Source organism: Caballeronia choica, assembly GCF_001544535.1.
Classification (GTDB): Bacteria; Pseudomonadota; Gammaproteobacteria; order Burkholderiales; family Burkholderiaceae; genus Caballeronia; species Caballeronia choica.
In genome coordinates this window covers 22,217-41,937 of the sequence record NZ_FCON02000006.1, presented here as the reverse complement: position 1 = coordinate 41,937, position 19,721 = coordinate 22,217, and the positions used below count along the sequence as shown (strand labels likewise).

At 62.9% G+C, this 19,721-nt stretch carries 11 protein-coding genes and 3 pseudogenes; 6 read left to right on the top strand and 8 right to left on the bottom strand.

The window, feature by feature from the left end; translation table 11 throughout:
• Positions 1–176 precede the first annotated feature (176 nt).
• Positions 177–797 (top strand): TetR/AcrR family transcriptional regulator, encoded by a 621-nt coding sequence (locus tag AWB68_RS04130; protein ID WP_235028195.1) that lies wholly within the window; start codon positions 177–179, stop codon positions 795–797.
• A gap of 38 nt (positions 798–835) precedes the next feature.
• Here AWB68_RS04130 and AWB68_RS04125 read toward each other — a convergent pair whose 3' ends face one another.
• From AWB68_RS04125 to AWB68_RS04115, 3 genes and pseudogenes are all read right to left on the bottom strand, one after another.
• Positions 836–1,153, bottom strand: a complete 318-nt coding sequence (locus tag AWB68_RS04125) for a helix-turn-helix domain-containing protein (RefSeq protein WP_125482866.1) — start codon at positions 1,151–1,153, stop codon at positions 836–838.
• 169 nt (positions 1,154–1,322) lie between these two features.
• Positions 1,323–1,379: pseudogene (locus AWB68_RS49265) on the bottom strand (hypothetical protein); the annotation flags it as partial.
• A gap of 55 nt (positions 1,380–1,434) precedes the next feature.
• The gene (locus AWB68_RS04115; RefSeq protein ID WP_087643086.1) at positions 1,435–1,761 is read right to left on the bottom strand and encodes a DUF4148 domain-containing protein; all 327 of its coding nucleotides are present in this window, start codon (positions 1,759–1,761) and stop codon (positions 1,435–1,437) included.
• A 391-nt stretch (positions 1,762–2,152) separates the two neighbouring features.
• On the opposite strand from AWB68_RS04115, the gene AWB68_RS04110 reads away from it, so the two are divergent.
• Genes AWB68_RS04110 through AWB68_RS04100 form a run of 3 tightly spaced genes read left to right on the top strand, consistent with a single transcriptional unit; the run spans position 2,153 to position 8,086 of the window.
• On the top strand, positions 2,153–5,347 hold the full coding sequence (locus AWB68_RS04110) for an efflux RND transporter permease subunit (RefSeq protein ID WP_087643085.1): 3,195 nt from the start codon (positions 2,153–2,155) through the stop codon (positions 5,345–5,347).
• A 10-nt stretch (positions 5,348–5,357) separates the two neighbouring features.
• Positions 5,358–6,599: an efflux RND transporter periplasmic adaptor subunit gene (locus AWB68_RS04105; protein ID WP_087643084.1), complete on the top strand. Its 1,242-nt coding sequence runs from the start codon at positions 5,358–5,360 to the stop codon at positions 6,597–6,599.
• Between the two features lie 20 nt (positions 6,600–6,619).
• Positions 6,620–8,086, top strand: a complete 1,467-nt coding sequence (locus tag AWB68_RS04100) for an efflux transporter outer membrane subunit (protein WP_087643083.1) — start codon at positions 6,620–6,622, stop codon at positions 8,084–8,086.
• Here the strand turns inward: AWB68_RS04100 and AWB68_RS04095 are convergent.
• The 4 genes from AWB68_RS04095 to AWB68_RS46290 all read right to left on the bottom strand — a co-directional run bounded on the left by AWB68_RS04095 (position 8,061) and on the right by AWB68_RS46290 (position 10,945).
• Complete coding sequence (locus AWB68_RS04095) at positions 8,061–9,476, bottom strand: heavy metal sensor histidine kinase (protein ID WP_087643082.1); 1,416 nt, start codon at positions 9,474–9,476, stop codon at positions 8,061–8,063. The two genes, AWB68_RS04100 and AWB68_RS04095, sit on opposite strands and share 26 nt — an antisense overlap.
• Positions 9,476–10,153 carry a heavy metal response regulator transcription factor gene (locus AWB68_RS04090; RefSeq protein ID WP_087643081.1) on the bottom strand — a complete coding sequence of 226 codons (678 nt, stop codon included), beginning with the start codon at positions 10,151–10,153 and terminating at the stop codon, positions 9,476–9,478. The genes AWB68_RS04095 and AWB68_RS04090 overlap by 1 nt, the downstream gene beginning before the upstream one ends.
• Positions 10,154–10,189: 36 nt before the next feature.
• Positions 10,190–10,327 carry a hypothetical protein gene (locus AWB68_RS48110; RefSeq protein ID WP_160109958.1) on the bottom strand — a complete coding sequence of 46 codons (138 nt, stop codon included), beginning with the start codon at positions 10,325–10,327 and terminating at the stop codon, positions 10,190–10,192.
• Positions 10,328–10,558: 231 nt separating this feature from the next.
• Positions 10,559–10,945 carry a hypothetical protein gene (locus AWB68_RS46290; RefSeq protein WP_125482865.1) on the bottom strand — a complete coding sequence of 129 codons (387 nt, stop codon included), beginning with the start codon at positions 10,943–10,945 and terminating at the stop codon, positions 10,559–10,561.
• A 66-nt stretch (positions 10,946–11,011) separates the two neighbouring features.
• Here AWB68_RS46290 and AWB68_RS50760 point away from each other — a divergent pair.
• Positions 11,012–11,332: pseudogene (locus tag AWB68_RS50760) on the top strand (IS3 family transposase); the annotation flags it as partial.
• 243 nt (positions 11,333–11,575) lie between these two features.
• Here AWB68_RS50760 and AWB68_RS48105 read toward each other — a convergent pair.
• Positions 11,576–11,911: pseudogene (locus AWB68_RS48105) on the bottom strand (ISAzo13 family transposase); the annotation flags it as partial.
• Between the two features lie 220 nt (positions 11,912–12,131).
• Between AWB68_RS48105 and AWB68_RS04075 the strand changes: the two are divergent.
• Positions 12,132–19,721: a SpvB/TcaC N-terminal domain-containing protein gene (locus AWB68_RS04075; RefSeq protein WP_160109957.1), complete on the top strand. Its 7,590-nt coding sequence runs from the start codon at positions 12,132–12,134 to the stop codon at positions 19,719–19,721.

The window sequence follows — 19,721 nt, the reverse complement described above, 5'->3', positions numbered from 1 at the left end:
GGCGCTGCGGCCGATGCGTTTAGTGCAACAGCAAGGAACCCAGCATACGGATGAAGCCTGACAATTCTTTCGCGGGGCCCGCGCAGGCGTCCGCGGCCCGCAAGACGCCTCGCAAGACCTCGGCCGCCGCCGCGCCGAAGGTGGACGGCACGACAGACAAGGTCAGGGCAAAGCACATGCTGGCCACGGACCGGGAAGCGCAGATCGTGCGGCGTGCGGTCGAGTATTTTTCGGCACACGGCTTCGGTGTAAGCACGCGTGAACTCGCGAAGCATATCGGTGTCACGCAACCTTTGCTTTACCACTACTTCGGCAGCAAGGAGAAGCTGGTTGAGCGGGTGTATCGAGAAGTCTTTTTTTCTCGATGGAATCCGGAGTGGGAAGAGTTGCTCAAGGACTCGACGAGGCCTCTCGATGAGCGGCTCATCGCTTACCTGGAGGACTACACGCACGCCATTTTGGGCAACGACTGGATCAGGTTGTTTGTGTTCGCCGCGCTCGACGACCCGTCCCTCAACAAGCGCTACATCGGCTTGCTGCAGGAGAGAATTTTCAAACCTGTCCTACGCGAATTACGGGCGAGCAAAGGCATGCCGCCCGAACCCACCGAGATAGACCTCGAACTGTTTTGGGGCTTCCATTCGAGTTTCTTTTATATGGGCGTGCGACGGTGGATATACCGGATGGAAGTACCCGACGATCTCACTCGTTTGATCGAGGCCCACGTTCACAATTTCCTGTTCGGGTTTTACGCGACGCTCGCCGCCGGACTGACGAGCGCCCAGGGCGAAGCGTGACGAGAGCGACGGCCTGATATCGCGCAAGTGCCATTGCCTTACCCGTCGACAAATTGTACGTTGCGTCTGTATTGGCTGGGCGTCACGCCTTGCTGACGAGCGAAGAAACGAGTGAAGTTTCCCGGCGAGTCGAAGCCCAGTTCGAACGCAATGTCCTGAAGGAAGAAATGCGGGCGCGATAGCCCAACCGCTTTCGCGAGTTCGTCGAAATCGGGCGTGGTGCCTCTCACCAGTTTCATTGCATCGATCGCGCGACGAATCCTGACGTCGTACGCTACTCCGCCAACAGGCCCTGCCGCCAACAGTCCGTTCGTTTGCGTCGATATACCGACCAGTTCGCCGGTCATGTCGGCCATCAGCCCTTGGACCGCTTGCAGCGACTGGTCTTTGCCTCCCACGATGCGCAGCTTGACTGCCAGCGCAGTCGCGCAGCAGGCGCATCGGCCTGATGGACTCGTCAATCCCGCTGCGGACCAGACCCAGATACGCCATCAGTTGGGCCGCGTGGGCATACCACGAGAAATCGCCCCGTTCCGCGGTCAGTGTCACCGCCGCGAGCGGACTGATACCACGTAGCGCCATTAAGGATCTCAATCACCGGCCAAACCGGACAGGTCTGCGTGGCAGTCGATTTCCATCAATGTCCGAAGTAAATCGATTTGTCATGGCCCAATGAAACGGGTGCGGCCGATGCGCCCGACTGCGACGAACCGCTCATTGCAACGCCGCCCACCGACATCTTGCCGGAAGCCGAATCCTGTGCGGCCACTTTCGCGTCAGCAGCCTGGATGTCGGCCGGATAGGACGGATCGGAACCGACCGGCCGGTAACCCGCCTGTTCGACACGCACGAGATCGGCGCGCACTTCGGCGCGCGTGACGGGAGCGGTGGTGGCTTGCGCAAATGCAAGAGCGGGTGCGGCGAGTGCGCAGGAAACGAGGACAGCCTTGAGCAGTGCTTTCATGATGATTCACCTATCGTTGAATAGCGGCTGCATTCACGATGAACGGAGCCTTGGCACCCTTCGTCGCCAGTCGTGAAGGGTTGAAGCCATTCTGCGCAATCACTGCTGACCCGATGCTGTCCGTCGCATTACATGCTTGTTATCTTTCAGCCTCTCGTCGAACCCCAAGCACCGCGTCAAGCCTCGGGCCGCGCTGGACTTCCGGCGCAGTCCTTGTCGAGATCGATACAACCGCCGGTTCTTGTTTTTCGTCATCTGCGCAGATATCAGACTTGTAATGTGCCCGTCACTGGCGAGTAAGTGCCCGCCAGCCAAACTGCCCCCATCAAGAAGCCCCAACGTGTCCTTTCGCACAGGGCATTCCGACCGACCACCGTCCAAAGGAAACGCCATGTGGATCGTCAAACTCGCGCTGCAGCGGCCTTACACCTTCATCGTGCTGGCCGTGTTGCTGTTCATACTCGGGCCGCTCGCGATCATGCGTACGCCCACGGACATCTTTCCGAACATCGACATTCCCGTCGTCAGCATCGTCTGGTCGTACAACGGCTTTTCCGCCGAAGACATGGCGCATCGGATCACATCGAACTACGAGCGCGCCCTGACTTCCGATGTCGACGACATCGAGCACATCGAATCGCAGTCGTTGAACGGCGTGTCGGTCGTGAAGATCTTCTTTCACCCGGGTGCCGACATCAATCGCGCCATCGCGGAAGCGGCGTCGAACTCCGCATCGATTCTGCGCGTGCTGCCGCCCGGCACGCTGCCGCCCAACATCGTCACGTACAACGCATCGACCGTGCCGGTGTTGCAGCTCGGCCTCTCCAGCGATACGCTGCCCGAACAGTCGCTCTACGACCTCGGCAACAGTTTCATTCGCACGCAGCTCGCCACGGTTCAGGGCGCGGCCGTGCCGTTGCCGTTCGGCGGCAAGATTCGCCAGATCATGGTCGAACTCGATCCCAAGGCGCTGCAGGCAAAGGGCCTGGCACCGATCGACGTGGTCAACGCGGTCAACGCACAAAACCTGATACTGCCGGGCGGCACCGCGAAGATAGGCTCGCGCGAATATAACGTCGAGATGAATGGCAGCACGGACACGGTCGCGAAGCTCAACGACCTTCCCGTCAAGACGGTCAAGGGCGGCGTGGTGTATGTGCGCGACGTCGCGCATGTGATCGACGGCTACGCGCCGCAAACCAACATCGTCCGCAGCGACGGCAAGCGCGCAGCTTTGCTGCAAGTCGAAAAAACCGGAAGCGCGTCGACGCTGACAATCATCCAGCAGGTCAAGGCCATGCTGCCGAAGATCGCGGCCGGTCTGCCGAAGGCCTTGAAAATCACGCCGCTGTCCGATCAATCGGTGTTCGTGAAGGCGGCGATTTCCGGGGTTGTGCGCGAAGCCCTCATAGCCGCATGTCTGACGGCCGCGATGATCCTGCTCTTTCTCGGCAGTTGGCGCGCGACGCTCATCATCGCCGTGTCGATTCCGCTCGCGGTATTGACGTCGCTGATCGCGCTGGCCGCACTCGGCCAGACCATCAATATCATGACGCTCGGCGGACTCGCGCTTGCGGTCGGCATCCTGGTCGACGACGCGACCGTCGCGATCGAAAACATCACGCATCACCTCGAAAAGGGCGAGCCGCTGCATGACGCGATCCTGAACGGTTCCGGCGAAATCGCTGTGCCCACTTTCGTATCGACGCTATCGATCTGTATCGTGTTCGTGCCGATGTTCCTGCTATCCGGTGTCGCGCGTTACCTGTTCGTGCCGATGGCCGAGGCCGTCGTCTTCGCGATGTGCGCATCGTACTTCTTCTCGCGCACGCTGATCCCGACGCTCGCCATGTACCTGATGCGCGCGCCGTCGAAAGCCAGCGGTTCGGCGCGGGGCCGCACGAACGTGTTCGCCCGTTTCCAGGCACGCTTCGAGCATCACTTCGAAGCGCTGCGCAATCGCTATCGCGCCATCCTTCAGCGTGCGATCGCGAACCGCCGGCGCTTTCTCCCGATCTATCTAGCGCTCTGTCTCGCTTCGCTCGCGCTGATCCCGTTCGCGGGCCGCGACTTCTTTCCCGCTGTCGATACGGGCGAAATTCGCCTGCATCTGCGCGCCCCGACCGGCACGCGCATCGAGGAAACCGCGCGCCTGACCGATCAGGTCGAAGCGAAGCTTCGCACGGTGATTCCGAAATCAGAGCAGGCCGCCGTGCTCGACAACATCGGCGTGCCGGTGAGCGGCATCAACCTGACGTATGACTCGTCGGACCCGATCGGCTCAGAAGACGCTGACATCATGATCACGCTGAAGCCAAACCACAAGTCCACCGCGCACTATGTCGCGCAACTTCGCAACGTACTGGGCACGGCATTTCCTGGCGTGACCTTCGCGTTCCTCCCCGCCGACATCGTCAGCCAGATCCTCAACTTCGGGCTGCCCGCACCGATCGACGTGCAGATCGTGGGCAACAAGCTCGCGGAAAACCGCGTCGTCGCCGACCGTCTGCTCGCGCAACTGCGCAGTGTGCGCGGCCTTGTCGATGCGCGTATCCAACAGCCCGGCGACGAACCGACCATCAATGTCGATGTCGATCGCACGAAGGCGATGCAGGCTGGCCTCACGCAGCGCGACGTCGCGCAGAACCTTTTGATCGCGCTCTCCGGCAGCTCGCAAACCACGCCGAACTTCTGGCTCGACCCAAAGAACGGCGTCAGCTATCCGCTGATGGCCGAAGTGCCGCAATACGATATTCATTCGCTGCAAACGCTCTCGAACATTCCGTTGACGACGAATCAAATCACCGTCGATCCGCAAAACCAGCTCGGCACGCTCGGCACGATGTCGCGCAGCTCGCAACAGGCCGTCGTCTCGCACTACAACGTGCAACCCGTGCTCGATATATTCGCATCGACTCAAGGACGCGACCTGGGCGGCGTCGCGTCCGACGTCACGAAGCTCGTCGATGATGCACGCGCGCAATTGCCACCCGGCTCGTCAATCGTGATTCGCGGGCAGGTGCAATCGATGAACGAATCGTTCGCCGGTCTCGGCGCAGGGCTCGTGTTCGCGATTGCGCTCGTCTACCTGCTGATGGTCGTGAACTTCCAGTCGTGGCTCGATCCGTTGATCATCATCAGCGGCCTGCCCGGCTCGCTGGCAGGCATTGCGTGGATGCTGTTCGCGACGCACACGACGTTGAGCGTGCCCGCGCTGACTGGAACCATCCTCTGCATCGGCATCGCGACGGCGAACAGCATCCTGGTGATCAACACCGCGCGCGAGTCGCTGCAAAGCGGCATTGACCCGCTCGTGGCCGCGCTCGATGCGGGCTTTGAGCGCTTCCGTCCTGTGTTGATGACCGCGCTCGCGATGCTGATCGGCATGCTGCCGATGGCGCTCGGCCTCGGCGATGGCGGCGAACAGAACGCGCCGCTCGGACGCGCAGTAATCGGCGGCCTCGCGATCGGCACGCTGTCGACGCTGATGTTTGTGCCCGTCGTGTTCGGGATGGTGCATGCGTGGCTCGCCACGCGCCGCGCCCATCGTGCCGCCGATGCATCGCTGACTGCACACGCTCGATAAAGGAACCGCCATGACCACACCCGATCTGCCGTTGAAGCGCGACACGTCCACACCCACGGACGTCGTGCCCGTTTCGCTCGCCGCTGCAAACGAGGAAGCCGTGAAGCGCCGCCGCTTCATATTGCCGGTGGCGCTCGCCGCAGTCGCCACCGCGTTGCTCGTCGTTGGCATCGTGCCGAGTCTGCACGCGAGCACGGCGCTCACGCAGCAAGTCGACGCGCAGCGCGAACTGACTGTCGAAACGGTCACGCCGACACGCGCGCCGGCTTCGCAAGAACTGTTGTTGCCCGGCTCCGTGACGCCGTACGCCGACGCCTCGATCTATGCACGTACGAGCGGCTATATCCAGCACTGGTACGCAGACATTGGCGCGAAGGTCAAGGCCGGACAGACGCTTGCAGACATCGAAACGCCTGAACTCGACGCGCAACTGAAGCAGGCACGCGCCGACGAGGCCACGGCAAAAGCAAACTACGCGTTCGCGAACAGCACGGCTCAACGCTGGCAAACGATGCTGAAAACTCAGTCCGTCTCGCAGCAGGACACCGATGCGAAGACGAGCGACAGCGAAGCCAAGCTCGCAGCGTTGCAAGCCGCGCAAGCGAACGTTGCGCGGCTAGGCGAAATGGTGTCGTATGAGAAAGTCACCGCGCCGTTCGACGGCGTCGTCACGGTACGCAACGTCGACGTGGGCGCCTTGGTGACGTCGGGCGGATCTCCGGGGCTCGCGGCCATGCCGGGTGAGCTCTTCCATATCGAACAGACCGACCGCTTGCGCATCTTCGTCGACGTGCCGCAGGACGACGCCAGCAGCATCTCGGCGGGCACGCAGGTGGTCCTGACGACCCAGCAATATCCTGGACGCCGGTTTGCAGCCACAGTGGCGCGCACCGCCAATGCGATCGATCCGGTCAGCCGGACGTTGCGTGTCGAGGTCGACGTCGACAATCACGACGGCGCGCTGATGCCGGGAGCGTATGCGCAAGTGCATCTCGTGCTGCGCATTTCGCATCCGGCGCTTGAGCTCCCTGTCAGCGCATTGCTGTTCAGGCCAGATGGCGTGACCGTCGCGGTGCTCGGCAAGAACAATACGGTGCAGCTGAAAACGGTAACGATCGGTCGCGACTTCGGCACGTATGTGGAAGTCGCGACCGGCGTCGATGCAACGGACCGCGTCATCAACAATCCCGGCGACGCGATCAGCAGCGGCGAAGCGGTACGCACCACCGCGTCCGCTGCGCTCCACAGTTAAGCGTTCCGTCGAGGCCGATCATGCTCGCCCTGCCCGCTCCGTTCATTCGCAAGACACTCGCCATCGGCGTCGTGTGCGCGCTGACTGCGTGCTCGACGCTGCCTGCGTACACGAAACCCGATGTCGCCGTGCCCGATCACTATGCGGGCACCTACGCAGGCACGGCAGCGTCCGGCTGGACCGTCGCCGCTCCCGCCGACGCGCAACCGCGCGGCGCCTGGTGGACACTGTTCAACGACGACGAATTGAACCGTCTCGAAGCCCGAGTCGACGTGTCCAACCAGACCGTGGCCAAAGCGGCCGCGCAGTTGCTGGCGGCGCGCGCCATGGTCGACTATCAGCGCTCGGGCTACGCGCCTACGATCACCGCCGGCGCCGCGCAATCGCGCACACGCTTGTCGCAGAATGTGCTCGGCCACTCGCTCGCGGGCAGGACCGTGCCCGATTATGCCGTGGGCGCATCCGCGAGTTGGGAGCCGGACCTGTTTGGCCGCTTGAAGGACGCGACTGTAAATGCGCGCGATAACGCCCAGGCAAGCGAGGCCGATCTGGAATCGGTGCGCCTGTCGATTGCAAGCGATCTTGCGCTCGACTATTTCGATCTGCGCTCGCTCGACCAGCAAAAACAACTGCTCGATGATTCCGTGACCGCGTACACCGATGCGTTGAACATCGTGCAAGAGCAGCTGAAAGCCGGAGCGATCGACGCCTCCGCCATCGCGCAAGCGCAGACGCAACTCGAAAGCACACGCACGATGGACAGCGATATCGACGTGCACCGCGCCCAGTTGCAACACGCGATTGCGACGCTGACCGGCGTACCCGCTTCGTCGTTCGCACTGCCGCTACAGGTGCGCGACATCGCGCTGCCGCGCATACCTACGGGCCTGCCGTCGCAACTGCTCGAACGCAGACCGGACATCGCCGCCGCCGAGCGGCGCGTCGCGGCGGCCAATGCGCAGATCGGCGAGGCACATGCCGCGTTCTATCCCGACCTGACGCTCTCTGCGACAGCGGGACTAGAAAGCACGTTCTTCGCACCGTGGCTCACCGCGCCGAGCCTGTTCTGGTCGATCGGCGCGCAGTTGGCCGGCACGCTATTCGACGGTGGCCGCCACGATGCCGCGCTGAAAGGCGCGAACGCACAGTACGATGGCGCGGTCGCCGATTATCGGCAAACGGTGCTGGTCGCGTTTCAACAGATCGAGGACAACCTCTCCGCGTTGACCGTGCTCGCGAGGGAAGCGGATAGTCAGCAGCGCGCGACATCGGCGGCAGAACTCTCGCTGAAACTGACAACGAACCGTTATCAGGCCGGTGCGGTCAGCTACCTCGACGTCGTTACTGCGCAGACGATCGCGCTCACCAATGCGCGCACGGCCGACCAGATCGACGCGCGCCGCGTCGATGCGAGCGTGCAGTTGTTGAAGGCGCTGGGCGGCGGCTGGGATCGCGCGACGCTTACCGACGCGCAAACGTCAGAATGAAGCGCGTGCTGGCCGCGTCGCTTTCGGCGCTTGCTGTGCCGCCATGCAGCTCCATGATCGTGCGGACGATCGCAAGCCCGAGCCCGGTCGAACCGGTCGACTTCGGATCGCTCTTGCGCGAAGGGTCGATGCGATAGAAGCGGTCGAAGACCCGCTCGAGCAATGAAGGATCGATCGGCGTGCCCTGATTCGCGACGGTCACGCGCATCCCGTGCGGCGTTTCGTCCGCCCTCAGTGTGATAGTGCCGTCACGCGGCGTATAGCGGATCGCGTTGGCGAGCAGATTGCCGAGCGCGCGGCGGAACAGTTCGACGTCCGCACGCAGACGGCCGCCGCCCGTCACCTGAAGCCGCACGCCCGCATCGTCGGCCACGCCTTCGAAGTACTCGGCGATGCGTTCGAGTTCCTTCGCGGCATCCAGTTCACTCAACGTCGTGACGAACTGCGGATGTTCGGCGCGCGCGAGAAAAAGGACGTTGTCGATCATTCGCGACAGGCGCTCGCATTCTTCGAGGTTCGAGGCGAGCAGCGATTGATACTCCTCGGCGGACCGCGGACGCGCGAGCGCCACTTCCGTCGAGCCGCGCAGATTGCCGAGCGGCGTACGCATGTCGTGCGCGAGATCGGCCGTGTATTGCGACATGCGTTGAAAACCGCCATGCAGACGGTCAAGCATCGCGTTCAGCGAGACGACGAGTGCCGCGAGTTCACTCGGTATGTTATCGGCCTGGATGCGCGTGTCGAGCTTGTCGACGGTGATCGCAGCGGCGCTGCCCGCCATGTCGCGCAGAGGCCGCAGCGATTCGCGCACCATCATCCAGCTCATCAGGAACGCGAGCAGCATCCCGGCAAAGCCCGCGCCATACAGACGTTCGCGATAGCGATCGAGCAGCCGCCAGCGGTCAGTCATGTTGCGCGCGACGACCAGCGCGACCGGCGTGCCATCGTGCAGCACGGCCTCGGATGCCAGCCCGCGCACCGGCACGCCCTGCGCGTTGTGCCATTCGACGATATCGCTCTCCGTAATGCGCTGCGACGCGCCGAGACGGCTCGCCAATGCAGGGGACGGCACCGCCGGATCGGCAATGCCCGCCATGTTGTGCTCGAACACAAGGTTGCGGTCCGGGTCGCGCACTTCCATCGACATCGCGGGATTGCCCAGTACCTGGCTCGTCAGCCGGTCCGCATGGCCGCGCAGATCGGCAAGCGTGCCGAGCTCCTGTGCGAGACGCCGGGTATGGCGTGCGATCAGCACGATGTCGAGATCGTCCTGCTGCTTGACCTGACGGTCGAGCGCGAAGTACAGCACGCTGCCCACCAGCGCGAACACCACCAGCGTCGTCGCGGCGAAGGCAAGCGCAAGCGTAGTGCTCAGCGAGCGCGCGGCCATCAATCGGCCTCTTTCACTTCGATGACGTAGCCGACGCCGCGGACCGTCTGAATCAGCTTGACCGGGAAGTTGTCGTCGATCTTCGCGCGCAGCCTTCGAATCGCCACTTCGACCACGTTCGTGTCGCTGTCGAAATTCATGTCCCACACATACGACGCGATCTGCGTGCGGCTCAGCACTTCACCCTGACGGCGCGCGAGCAGTTGCAGCAGCGAGAATTCGCGCGGCGTCAGATTGATGCGCGTATTGCCGCGCCGCACGCGCCGGCGGTTCACGTCGATCTCCAGGTCGCCCACTTTCAGCAGTTCGCTTTCGCGTGGCGGGCCGCGCCGCGCGAGGGTGCGCACCCGCGCAAGCAGTTCGACGAACGCGAACGGCTTCACGAGATAGTCGTCGCTGCCGAGTTCGAGGCCGCGTACGCGGTCACTGACGTCGTCACGCGCGGTCAGGAACAACACGGGCGTGGTGTGCGTGGCGCGCAGCGCTTTCAGCACGGCCCAGCCATCCATGGTCGGCAGCATCACGTCGAGCACGATCACGTCGTAGTCCTGCTCCTGCGCGAGCAGCAGGCCATCCGCGCCGTCATCGGCGACGTCGACGGAGTAACCCGACTCTTCGAGGCCCTTCTTCAGATACGCGCCCGTTTTCGGTTCGTCTTCGATAACCAGGATTCGCATAACAGGCTCCGGCGCCAATGGATCGACCGGTCAATTTTACGGGCATTGCGTATAGTCGTCCCGTAACGACTCCCAGGTCGGTCGCGCAGCACTCGCGTCGTGCCTGAGTAGCGCGTCGAGCACGTCGTTGCGAAGCATCAAATCGCGGCTGTCGGCAAAGATATCGATCTGCATGGTGGCCACACCGAAACATGGTTCGATCAAATCAGGCGGCGTAGCTCACTTCTTCGGATCGGCACGGGCGGGCGCACGTTATTCCCCCGGAAATGCGATGTGTGCGGTTTTGATTCACGACGATTGCCCGCACAGACCGCCCAAAGCGCCCCGACATGCCACCGCCGTCAACTACGCCTGATCCATCGACCCACGCCGGGGGCGCTCCAGCGAATGATGCCGGCTCCGGATCTACCCTCGGCCTGTGCTGCGACCCGCCCTCTTTCGAGGAGGCGTTACTGGTGCGGCCCTGCGCGGCGCGGGCTTAGCCGGCGGCCGCGCAGTTTGCACCGCGTTCGCGCTGACAAGTTCCCGCTGTGCGCGTTCGAGTTGCGCGCCGAGCGCCTGATTCTCGGCCCATCCGGCCGAGAGATTCCCTTTGAGGATACCCACCTGATGACGCAAATCGCCAACCTGCGCCTGCAGCGCCGCTTCCTGCTTCCGATATCGCTCCTCGCGCTGCTCTGACTTGCGCACCAGGTCGTCGAGCGCTTTTTGAGCGCGGTTCGCCCCGACCCCCTCGCGGTCGATCTTCAAACAGCTCGACGAGGCCAAGCAGCTCATTGGCGAGTTGGTCATGGAAGTCGAGATCCTGCGCAAGGAAAGGCAGGCGAAGCGCCCTTTGGTCGGGCGGAGGTCGTCGCGATGAGCGGCGAGACCTCCGCGGGCGCGGGCAAGCCCTACGGCCTGGAGCGGGTCTGCCGGGTACTCGAATTTGCCCGCTCGACGCTCTACGCGCAGCAGGCCCGCGAATCGGCCACGGTGCTGCCCCTGCGCCCGCAGCGACGCGGTCCCAAGCCGAAGCTGCCGGATGCCGAGCTCCTGGCCGCCATTCGCGCTGACCTGGCGGCCTCGCCCTTTACCGGCGAGGGCCACCGTAAGGTCTGGGCGCGGCTGCGCATCCTGGGCGGCATTCGGTTCTCGCGTGCCCGTGTGCTGCGCCTGATGCGCGAGAATGCGCTTCTGTCGCCGCATCGCGTCACCCGCCGCCCCAATGAGATGTGGGGCACCGACGGCATCCGTATCGAGACGGTCGACGAGGGCTGGGTCTGGGTGTTCTCGCCGGTCGATCACTTCGATGCCTGTTGTGTCGGCATCCATGCCGTCAAGACCGGCAACCGCTTCGCCGCCTCGCAGCCGATTGCCCAGGGACTCCAGGCCGAGTTCAGCGCCACCGGCGCCGATGCCGGCCGCGGGCTGACCATGCCGGCTGATCAGCGGGCGTCCTCGCCAGTTGGCGGTGATGTGGCAGAACATGCGGTGCTCGATCTTGTTCCATTTGCTGGTGCCAGGCGGAAAATGACAGACTTGTATCTGCATTTGCAGTTCATCGGCCAGGTGCTGCAACTCCCGGTGCCACAGGCGCACTCGATAGCCGTTGCTGCCGCCGCAGTCGGCGGTAATCAGCAGGCGGCCGGGGTGTTGATACACCGCTTGACCCATTTCCCGCCACCGGCGGCGAATGCTCTCGACGGCAAATTCTGCGGTGTCGTGATCGATGCCGACGTTGACCCATCCGGTGTTCGCCGTCAGGTCATAGACGCCATTGGTCGAGACGACAGATTCTCAATGACCGCCGTATAGGTCAAACCTTGGTGAGTCCCCCGGCAGAGCCAAGGCAGAGCCGGGGGCTTACCTCACTGAGTTATTTGTGCCGATTCCTAAGGGTTGCAGAAGAGGTCGGTGGAAACTATAACGTACTAATCAAACTGCCATGCGCCAATTTGCGAGGGCAGAACAACGTCAAGGGAAGGGCGGCGATCCCATGCGCGAGAATGGCGTCGAGAGCGAGTCAAGTGAAGCCGCTGCGCGTGCGTCCTCGCCGTTCGACGCTCCGCAGATATCACTGCCGAAGGGCGGGGGTGCCATTCGCGGCATCGACGAGAAGTTCACCGCCAACCCCGCCACCGGAACCGGCTCTCTTAGCATCCCACTTGCGCTAAGTGCGGGACGCTCCGGCTTCGGTCCCCGGCTTTCGCTGAGCTACGACTCCGGCCAAGGCAACGGACCCTTCGGTCTCGGCTGGAGCCTATCGCTTCCGAAGATCTCCCTACGCACCGACAAGGGATTGCCTTGCTACGGAAGGGCGGACGAGCGGCAGTCTCACTACCGACGGATCGAGGAGTCCGACATCTTCGTGCTTTCGGGTGCTGAAGACCTGGTACCAGTGTTGGACAAGGACAAGCAAGGCGCGGTGTTCGTGGAGTTCGATCGCGATAGTCATCGCGTTCGGCGCTACCGCCCGCGCATCGAAGGCCTGTTCGCCCGGATAGAACGCTGGACGTGTCTGGAGACCGGTGTGGTGCACTGGCGCTCGATTTCCCGCGACAACGTGCTCACCGTCTACGGGCTCGACGGCGCCTCGCGTATCGCTGATCCGGCAGATCCGACGCATGTCTTCAGCTGGCTGATCTGCCGCAGCTACGACGATCGTGGCAACGCGATCATGTACGACTATGCGACAGAAAACGACTGCGGCGTCGACACCGGCCGCCCAAGCGAGTGCTCGCGCTCGCATTCGGCAAATCGATACCTGAAGCGTGTTCGATACGGCAACCGCGTGCCGCTGCTGTTCAACCCGGCAGAGAGCGGATGTCGCGCTTCGCACGTCGAGCCTCAGGATCTCGACCGCGCGGGCTGGATGTTCGAGGCGGTGTTCGACTACGGCGAGGAACACCATTGCGAAACCGCGCCCGATGAAGCGGGTCGCGTGTTTTCCCGCGCGTCCCCCGATCCGCAAGCCGAATGGACGGTGCGTAAGGACTCCTTTTCCACCTATCGCTCCGGCTTCGAGATCCGCACACATCGTCTCTGCCGGCGCGTGCTGATGTTCCACCATTTCGAGCGCGAGCTCGGCATTCCCGCCGCACTCGTGCGCTCGCTGAGCCTTCAGTACCGCGAGAAATCCGTCGGCTCGTTCCTCGAGCGAGTCACCGCCTTCGGCCATCGCCATCTTGGCGAGGGCCGATATCTCACCCGCTCACTGGCGCCGGCGGACTTCTTCTATACCGACAGCCCGCTGGAAGACCCGCTCTTCGACGGGTACGAGCTGAAAGAAGTGCAGCCGGACAGTCTGGATAACCTGCCGGCCGCCGTTGGCACGGACGACTACCGCTTCGTCGATCTCGATGGTGAAGGCATATCCGGAGTCCTCGCCGAACAGGACGCCACCTGGTTCTACAAGCCGAATCGTGGCGAAGGGCGGTTGGGTGCCGTTGAGACCGTCTCGCTGCGGCCTGCGACCGCGAACTTCGCGTCCGGACAACAACTCATGGATCTGTCCGGCGACGGCACACTCGACCTGGTGGCGCTTTCGCCTGACGGCGGGTTCTTCTCGCGCACCGACGATGCGAAATGGGTGGGATTCCAGCCGTTCCGCTCGTTGCCCGTGCAGAACTGGGCCGACCCCAACCTGCGCTTCGTCGACCTGACCGGCGACGGCATCGCGGATGTGCTCGTCACCGAAGATGAGGCATTCACCTGGCATCGCTCGCTGGGCGAGCAGGGCTTCGGCCCGGGCATTCGAGTCGCCGTGCCGCTCGAAGAGGGCCGCGGGCCGTGCGTCATCTTCGGCGACGGCACGCAGTCGATCTATCTCGCGGACATGACCGGCGATGGGCTGGCCGACCTCGTGCGCATCCGCAACGGCGAGATCTGTTATTGGCCCAATCTCGGATACGGCCGCTTTGGCGCGAAAGTCGTCATGGAAGATGCGCCGTGGTTCGATGACGCGGACCTCTTCGACCAGAAGCGCATCCGCCTCGCCGATGTCGATGGCTCCGGCACCACGGACATCATCTATCTCGGTGGCAAACACGTTCAGATCTATCTCAACGAGACCGGAAATGCCTGGCACGGCGTCCGCAAACTAAAAGCGTTTGCGCGCATCGACGATCTCTCATCGGTCACCGTGGCGGATTTTCTCGGCCGCGGTACGGCATGCCTGCTGTGGTCGTCGTCACTGCCTGGCGATTCCGGCCGCCACATCCGATACGTCGATCTCATGTGCGGCGTAAAACCGCACCTTTTCTGCCGAACCGTCAACAATCTGGGCGCGGAAACACGCATCACGTATGCGTCGTCGACCCGCTTCTATCTCGCTGACAAGGCGGCCGGAACACCGTGGATCACTCGCCTTCCCTTCCCCGTTCACGTCGTCGATCGAGTCGAGACATACGACCATGTGAGCCGCAACAGATTCGTCACGCGCTACAGCTATCACCATGGCTTCTACGACGGCAAGGAGCGTGAGTTTCGCGGCTTCGGCCGTGTCGATCAGCTCGATACCGAAGAGATCGGCTCGCTCGCGAGCAGCAGCGATCAGTCCGAAACCACGAACGCGGACGCCGCTTCGAGCGTTGCACCCGTTCTCACGCGCACCTGGTTCCACACGGGCGTGTTTCTTAAGGGCGGTCGGGTCTCGCGGCATCTTGCTCGCGAGTACTACAGCGAATTCTCGGACGCCATGCTTCTGGAGGACACCGTTCTGCCCGCAGGGCTGTCACCCGAAGAAGCGCGCGAGGCGTGCCGCGCACTCAAGGGCTCGATGCTCAGGCAGGAGGTCTATGCGTTGGATGCAAAGAAGGAATCCACTCGCCCGTATTCCGTCACCGAGAGCAACCTCACAGTGCGGCTGGTTCAGGAACGTGGTCCGAATCGCCACGCAGTCCTGTTCGCGCACGCACGCGAACAGGTGATTTGCGCCTACGAGCGAAGGCTGTACGAGATCGACAATTGCCTGCGCGCCGATCCGCGCGTCTCCCACAACGTGGTGCTCGAGGTGGACGGCTACGGCAACGTCCTGAAGTCAGTCGCCATTGCCTATGGGCGACGTCTGACCGAGAACGCTCAGGACTTCCAGAAACGGGTGCTGCTGACGCTCACGGAGAACGATCACACCAACGCCGTCGACTGCCCCGACGCCTATCGTGCACCGTTGCCGGCGGAGCAGCGGCTCTTCGAGCTCAGAGGCCTGACGCCCGACAACGGCACTCGCGGCGTGACGAATCTGTTTCTATTTCGGGAGATCGCATCGAAAGTCGCCCTGCTGGACGACGCTTGCCGCGACATCCCATTCGAGGAGTGGCGCAGCGACGATGGCTGCGTCGGGCGACGGCTGCTGAAGAAGACGCGAACCCTGTATCGGTCGAACGACCTCGCCGAGCTTCTGCCGCTCGGCCATTTGCAGTCGTTGGCTCTGCCGGGCGAGAACTACGGACTCGCAACGCCTGCCCAGTGTCTTCGAGACAAGTTTGGTCCGGACGAGACCGCTCTGCGGGTGGAAGGTGGATACGTCGACCTCGACGGCGACAACGAATGGTGGGCGCCCTCGGGCCGGGTCTTCTATTCGCCCGAAGCCGGAGCGCATCCCGCACATGGGCTGCGCCACGCCGCCGCCCACTTCTTCATCCCCCGCCGCTATACCGATCCGTTCGGCAATAGCACGAACGTGGTTCTGGACGCCCACGATCTGATGCCGGTCGAGACAACCGATGCGGCGGGCAACGTCACGCGCGCGGAGATCGACTATCGCATGTTGGCACCGCGGCTGCAGATCGACGCGAACGGCAATCGCTCCGAGGCGGCGTTCGATGCGCTCGGCCTCGTTACCGGAACAGCGGCGCAGGGGAAGGACGGCGAGGCGCAAGGCGATTCGCTCGAGGGGTTCGACCCGGACCTGGATCCGCGAACCGTTCGCGCGTTCTTGCACGATCCGCGCGGTGCGTCGGGTCGACTGTTGGGCCGCGCGACGACGCGAATGGTCTACGACGTCGAACGGTATCTTCATTCGAACGGGCCGGCCTTCGCCGCAGCAATCGTTCGCGAGACGCACGAAAGCGATCTCGAGGCTGGGCAGCAGACCCGCACGCAGGTGCACATCGCCTTCTCCGACGGCTTCGGGCGTGAGATTCAGAAGAAGGTGCAGGCCGAGCCGGGGCCGGTGAAACCAGGCGGGGATGTCATCGCACAGCGCTGGATCGGCAGCGGCTGGACGATCTTCAACAACAAAGGCAAGCCGGTCCGCAAATACGAGCCGTTCTTCAGCGCCGTACCTGACTTCGAGTTCGCTGCGGTGGAGGGCGTGAGCCCGATCCTGTTGTACGACCCGCTGGGTCGCGTGGTCGCCACGCTGCATCCGGATCACACCTTCGAGAAAGTCGTGTTCGATCCCTGGCAGCAGCTCAATTGGGACGCGAACGATACGGTGCGCCTGAACCCGAAGACCGATCCCGACGTCGGCGAGTTGGTCTCGCGGCTCCCCGATCCGGACTATCTTCCCACGTGGTATGGCCCACGCGTCACCGGTGCACTCGGTGAAGGCGAAAAGACCGCCGCGCTGGGCGCCGCTCGCCACGCCGGCACACCGAGCGTCGTCCACTTCGACTCGCTCGGGCGATCGGTCCTCACGGTCGTGGACAACGGCGTCGACGACGCCGGCAGGCCCCGCAAGTACGCCACGCGGGCCGCGCTCGACGTCGAAGGCAATTCGCGAGAGGTGATCGACACGCTCGGTCGGTGTGTGATGCGTTACGACTACGACATGGCCGGTCGACGCGTGCATCAGTCCAGCATGGAGGCGGGCGAGCGGTGGACGCTCAACGACATCTCAGCCAAGCCGATTCGTGGGTGGAACAGCCGGCTCTTCATGTTCCGCACCGAGTACGACCCGCTTCGCCGCCCGGTTCGGCAGTTCGTGCAGGGCGGCGATCCGTATGAGCGCAATGGCGGCGCGAACGCCTGCGAGATGCTGTTCGAGAGAACGATCTATGGCGACGAGCCGGACAGCGGGTTGACGGAGCATCGCCAGCGCGCTGCGAATCTGCGCGGCCGGGTCTTCCGACATTTCGATACGGCGGGCGTGACGACGGCCGACCTGTATGACTTCAAAGGCAACGTCCTCCGGACGTCGCGCCAGTTCGCCCGTGACTATCGAAGCGCGCCGGACTGGTCGAAGACGCCTACGCTCGAATCACGCCGATTCGAAGGGTGCACCGCGTACGACGCTCTGAATCGACCGGTGACCAGCAGCACCCCCGACGGCAGCATCTATCGTCCGGCATATAACGACGCCGGCCTGATCGAGCGGATCGATGTGGCGTTGCGCGCGGCGCATTGCAAGGCGCCACCGGCCTGGACGCCTTTCGTCCGAAACATCGACTACAACTCGCGTGCGCAGCGTAACCGTGTCGACTATGCCAACGGCGTCACAACCTCGTTCGAGTACGACCCGGCGACCTTCCGGCTGGCGCGGCTTCGAACCACGCGCCCCCCCGATCGCGATGCGCGCGCCGCCGAGATCTTCGGCGACGCGGCGTGCATTCAAGATCTGCACTATCACTACGACCCGGTCGGCAACATCACGCAGATCGTCAATCGCGCACTGCGGACAGTCTTTCACGACAACCAGCGGGTCGACGCGACCTGCCGATACACCTATGACTCGCTTTATCGGCTGACGGCGGCAACCGGCCGCGAGCATGTGCTTCAGTCGGCGTTCCGACCGGCACCGGCGGATGACAACTATCGGGACTATCCGTTTGCCGGAGCCTCGGCACAGGGCAGTCTGCAATCACTGGACGCCTATTCGGAGAGCTACGAGTACGACCCCGTGGGGAACTTTCTGCGTGCCGCTCACCGCGCGCCCCACAATAACTGGACCCGGCACTACGCCTACGAAGAGGCAAGTCTGGTCGAGCCGCAGCAACGCGGCAACCGGCTGAGCCACACGCAACTCGGCGCCGAAAGCGGTTCGCCACCCGAGCGCTACCTTCACGATGCGCATGGCAATATCGTCCAGATGCCGCATCTGCCAGTGATGCGATGGGATTTCAAGGATCGTCTCGCCGGTAGTGGGCGTCAGGTGGTCAATTGCGGCGTGCCGGAGACCACCTATTACGTCTACGACGCTGGCGGCAAACGCGTGCGCAAAGTGACTGAGCGCGCCAACGGCAGCCGCAAGAACGAGCGGCTTTATGTGGGCGGGTTCGAGCGCTTCCACGAGTTCGGGGCCGACGGCGAGACGCTTGAACTGGAACGCGACACATTGCACGTGATGGACGAGCAGCAACGCGTGGCGATCGTGGAAACCTTGACTCTGGAACGCGACCACCCTCTGCTCTCGATTGCGCCGCTGCTGCGCTTCCAGCTCGCCAACCACCTTGGCTCCGCCAGCATGGAGCTGGATGAGGCCGCCAGCATCATTTCCTACGAAGAGTATTCGCCGTACGGCAGCACAACGTTCCAGACCGGCCGCAGCGCGAGCGAGGTAAAGCAGAAGCGCTATCGCTACACGGGCAAGGAGCGCGACGACGAGAATGGATTCACTTATCACGACGCGCGTTACTACGCGCCGTGGCTGGCACGTTGGACGGCATGCGATCCGTTAGGGCTTGAGGCGGGTGTGAACGCTTATCAGTACACGCACGGCGATCCTGTGCGGTATCGAGATCCTGATGGCCGCGATGACGAAGACACCCTTAACAAGAATCTTGACCGGGCTGGCCGCTTCCTCGCCATCATGGGTGGTCCAACGACAATTGGCGCGCGCAGTCTCAGCAAGGCGATTGGCGACAACATCGCCACCTACATCAAGAAGGGTTCAGACGCAGGAAATAAAGAGCTGGAACAAAACGCGGACCAGCTCATTATTTCGAATATCCCTGTCGTCGGGACGGTTGCCGCTGTGCGTAGTAGTGCCCGAGAGGCCGCGGCATCGGTGGCAAAAGCAGAAGCATCCAAGAGCAAACTTGATGCTGCCGGGCATTACGTTGATGCGGGTCTGACGTTCACCGAGACTGCGGTGCTGGTAGCGGCCGACGTGATCACGCTTGGGCACGCTGTTAAACAAGGCAAATTGTTTTCGAAGCCAATTGAGAAGAATAGCCCGAAATTTGTGCCGCCGGAGTCAAGACCGCAAGCGGTTTCTCCCGCAAAGCCGGCGCCGGAACTCCCTGCCGATTCAGCTGCCCGGCCGCCGGCCGGGCCAAAGACGGCACCCCTAAAAGCCGATGCTGGTCTTATCCATGGTGTTGATCAATATAGAGGCGGACAGACACTTTTAACAGCGAAGGTAGAGCTACCTGGCGGAGAAGTCATCAAAGTCGCAGTGCCGAATGAGGGCGGAGGTTGGCGTCCGGAACAAAAAGCAATGGCAGAGAAGCTTGGCTATCAGCCGCTTGAGGCCAGTGATCCGGGCTCAAAAATGCACGCTGAAGGGGAATTGGAAGTCTTCCGCGAAAAGAACAAAGCAAAAGTACTGGAGTGGGCGATTAGTCGCGGAACAGAAGGTAACAGCATCGTCTGCAACGAAGGTTGCCGCAATTTTACGAAGAATTGGGGAACCCAACAGCAATGA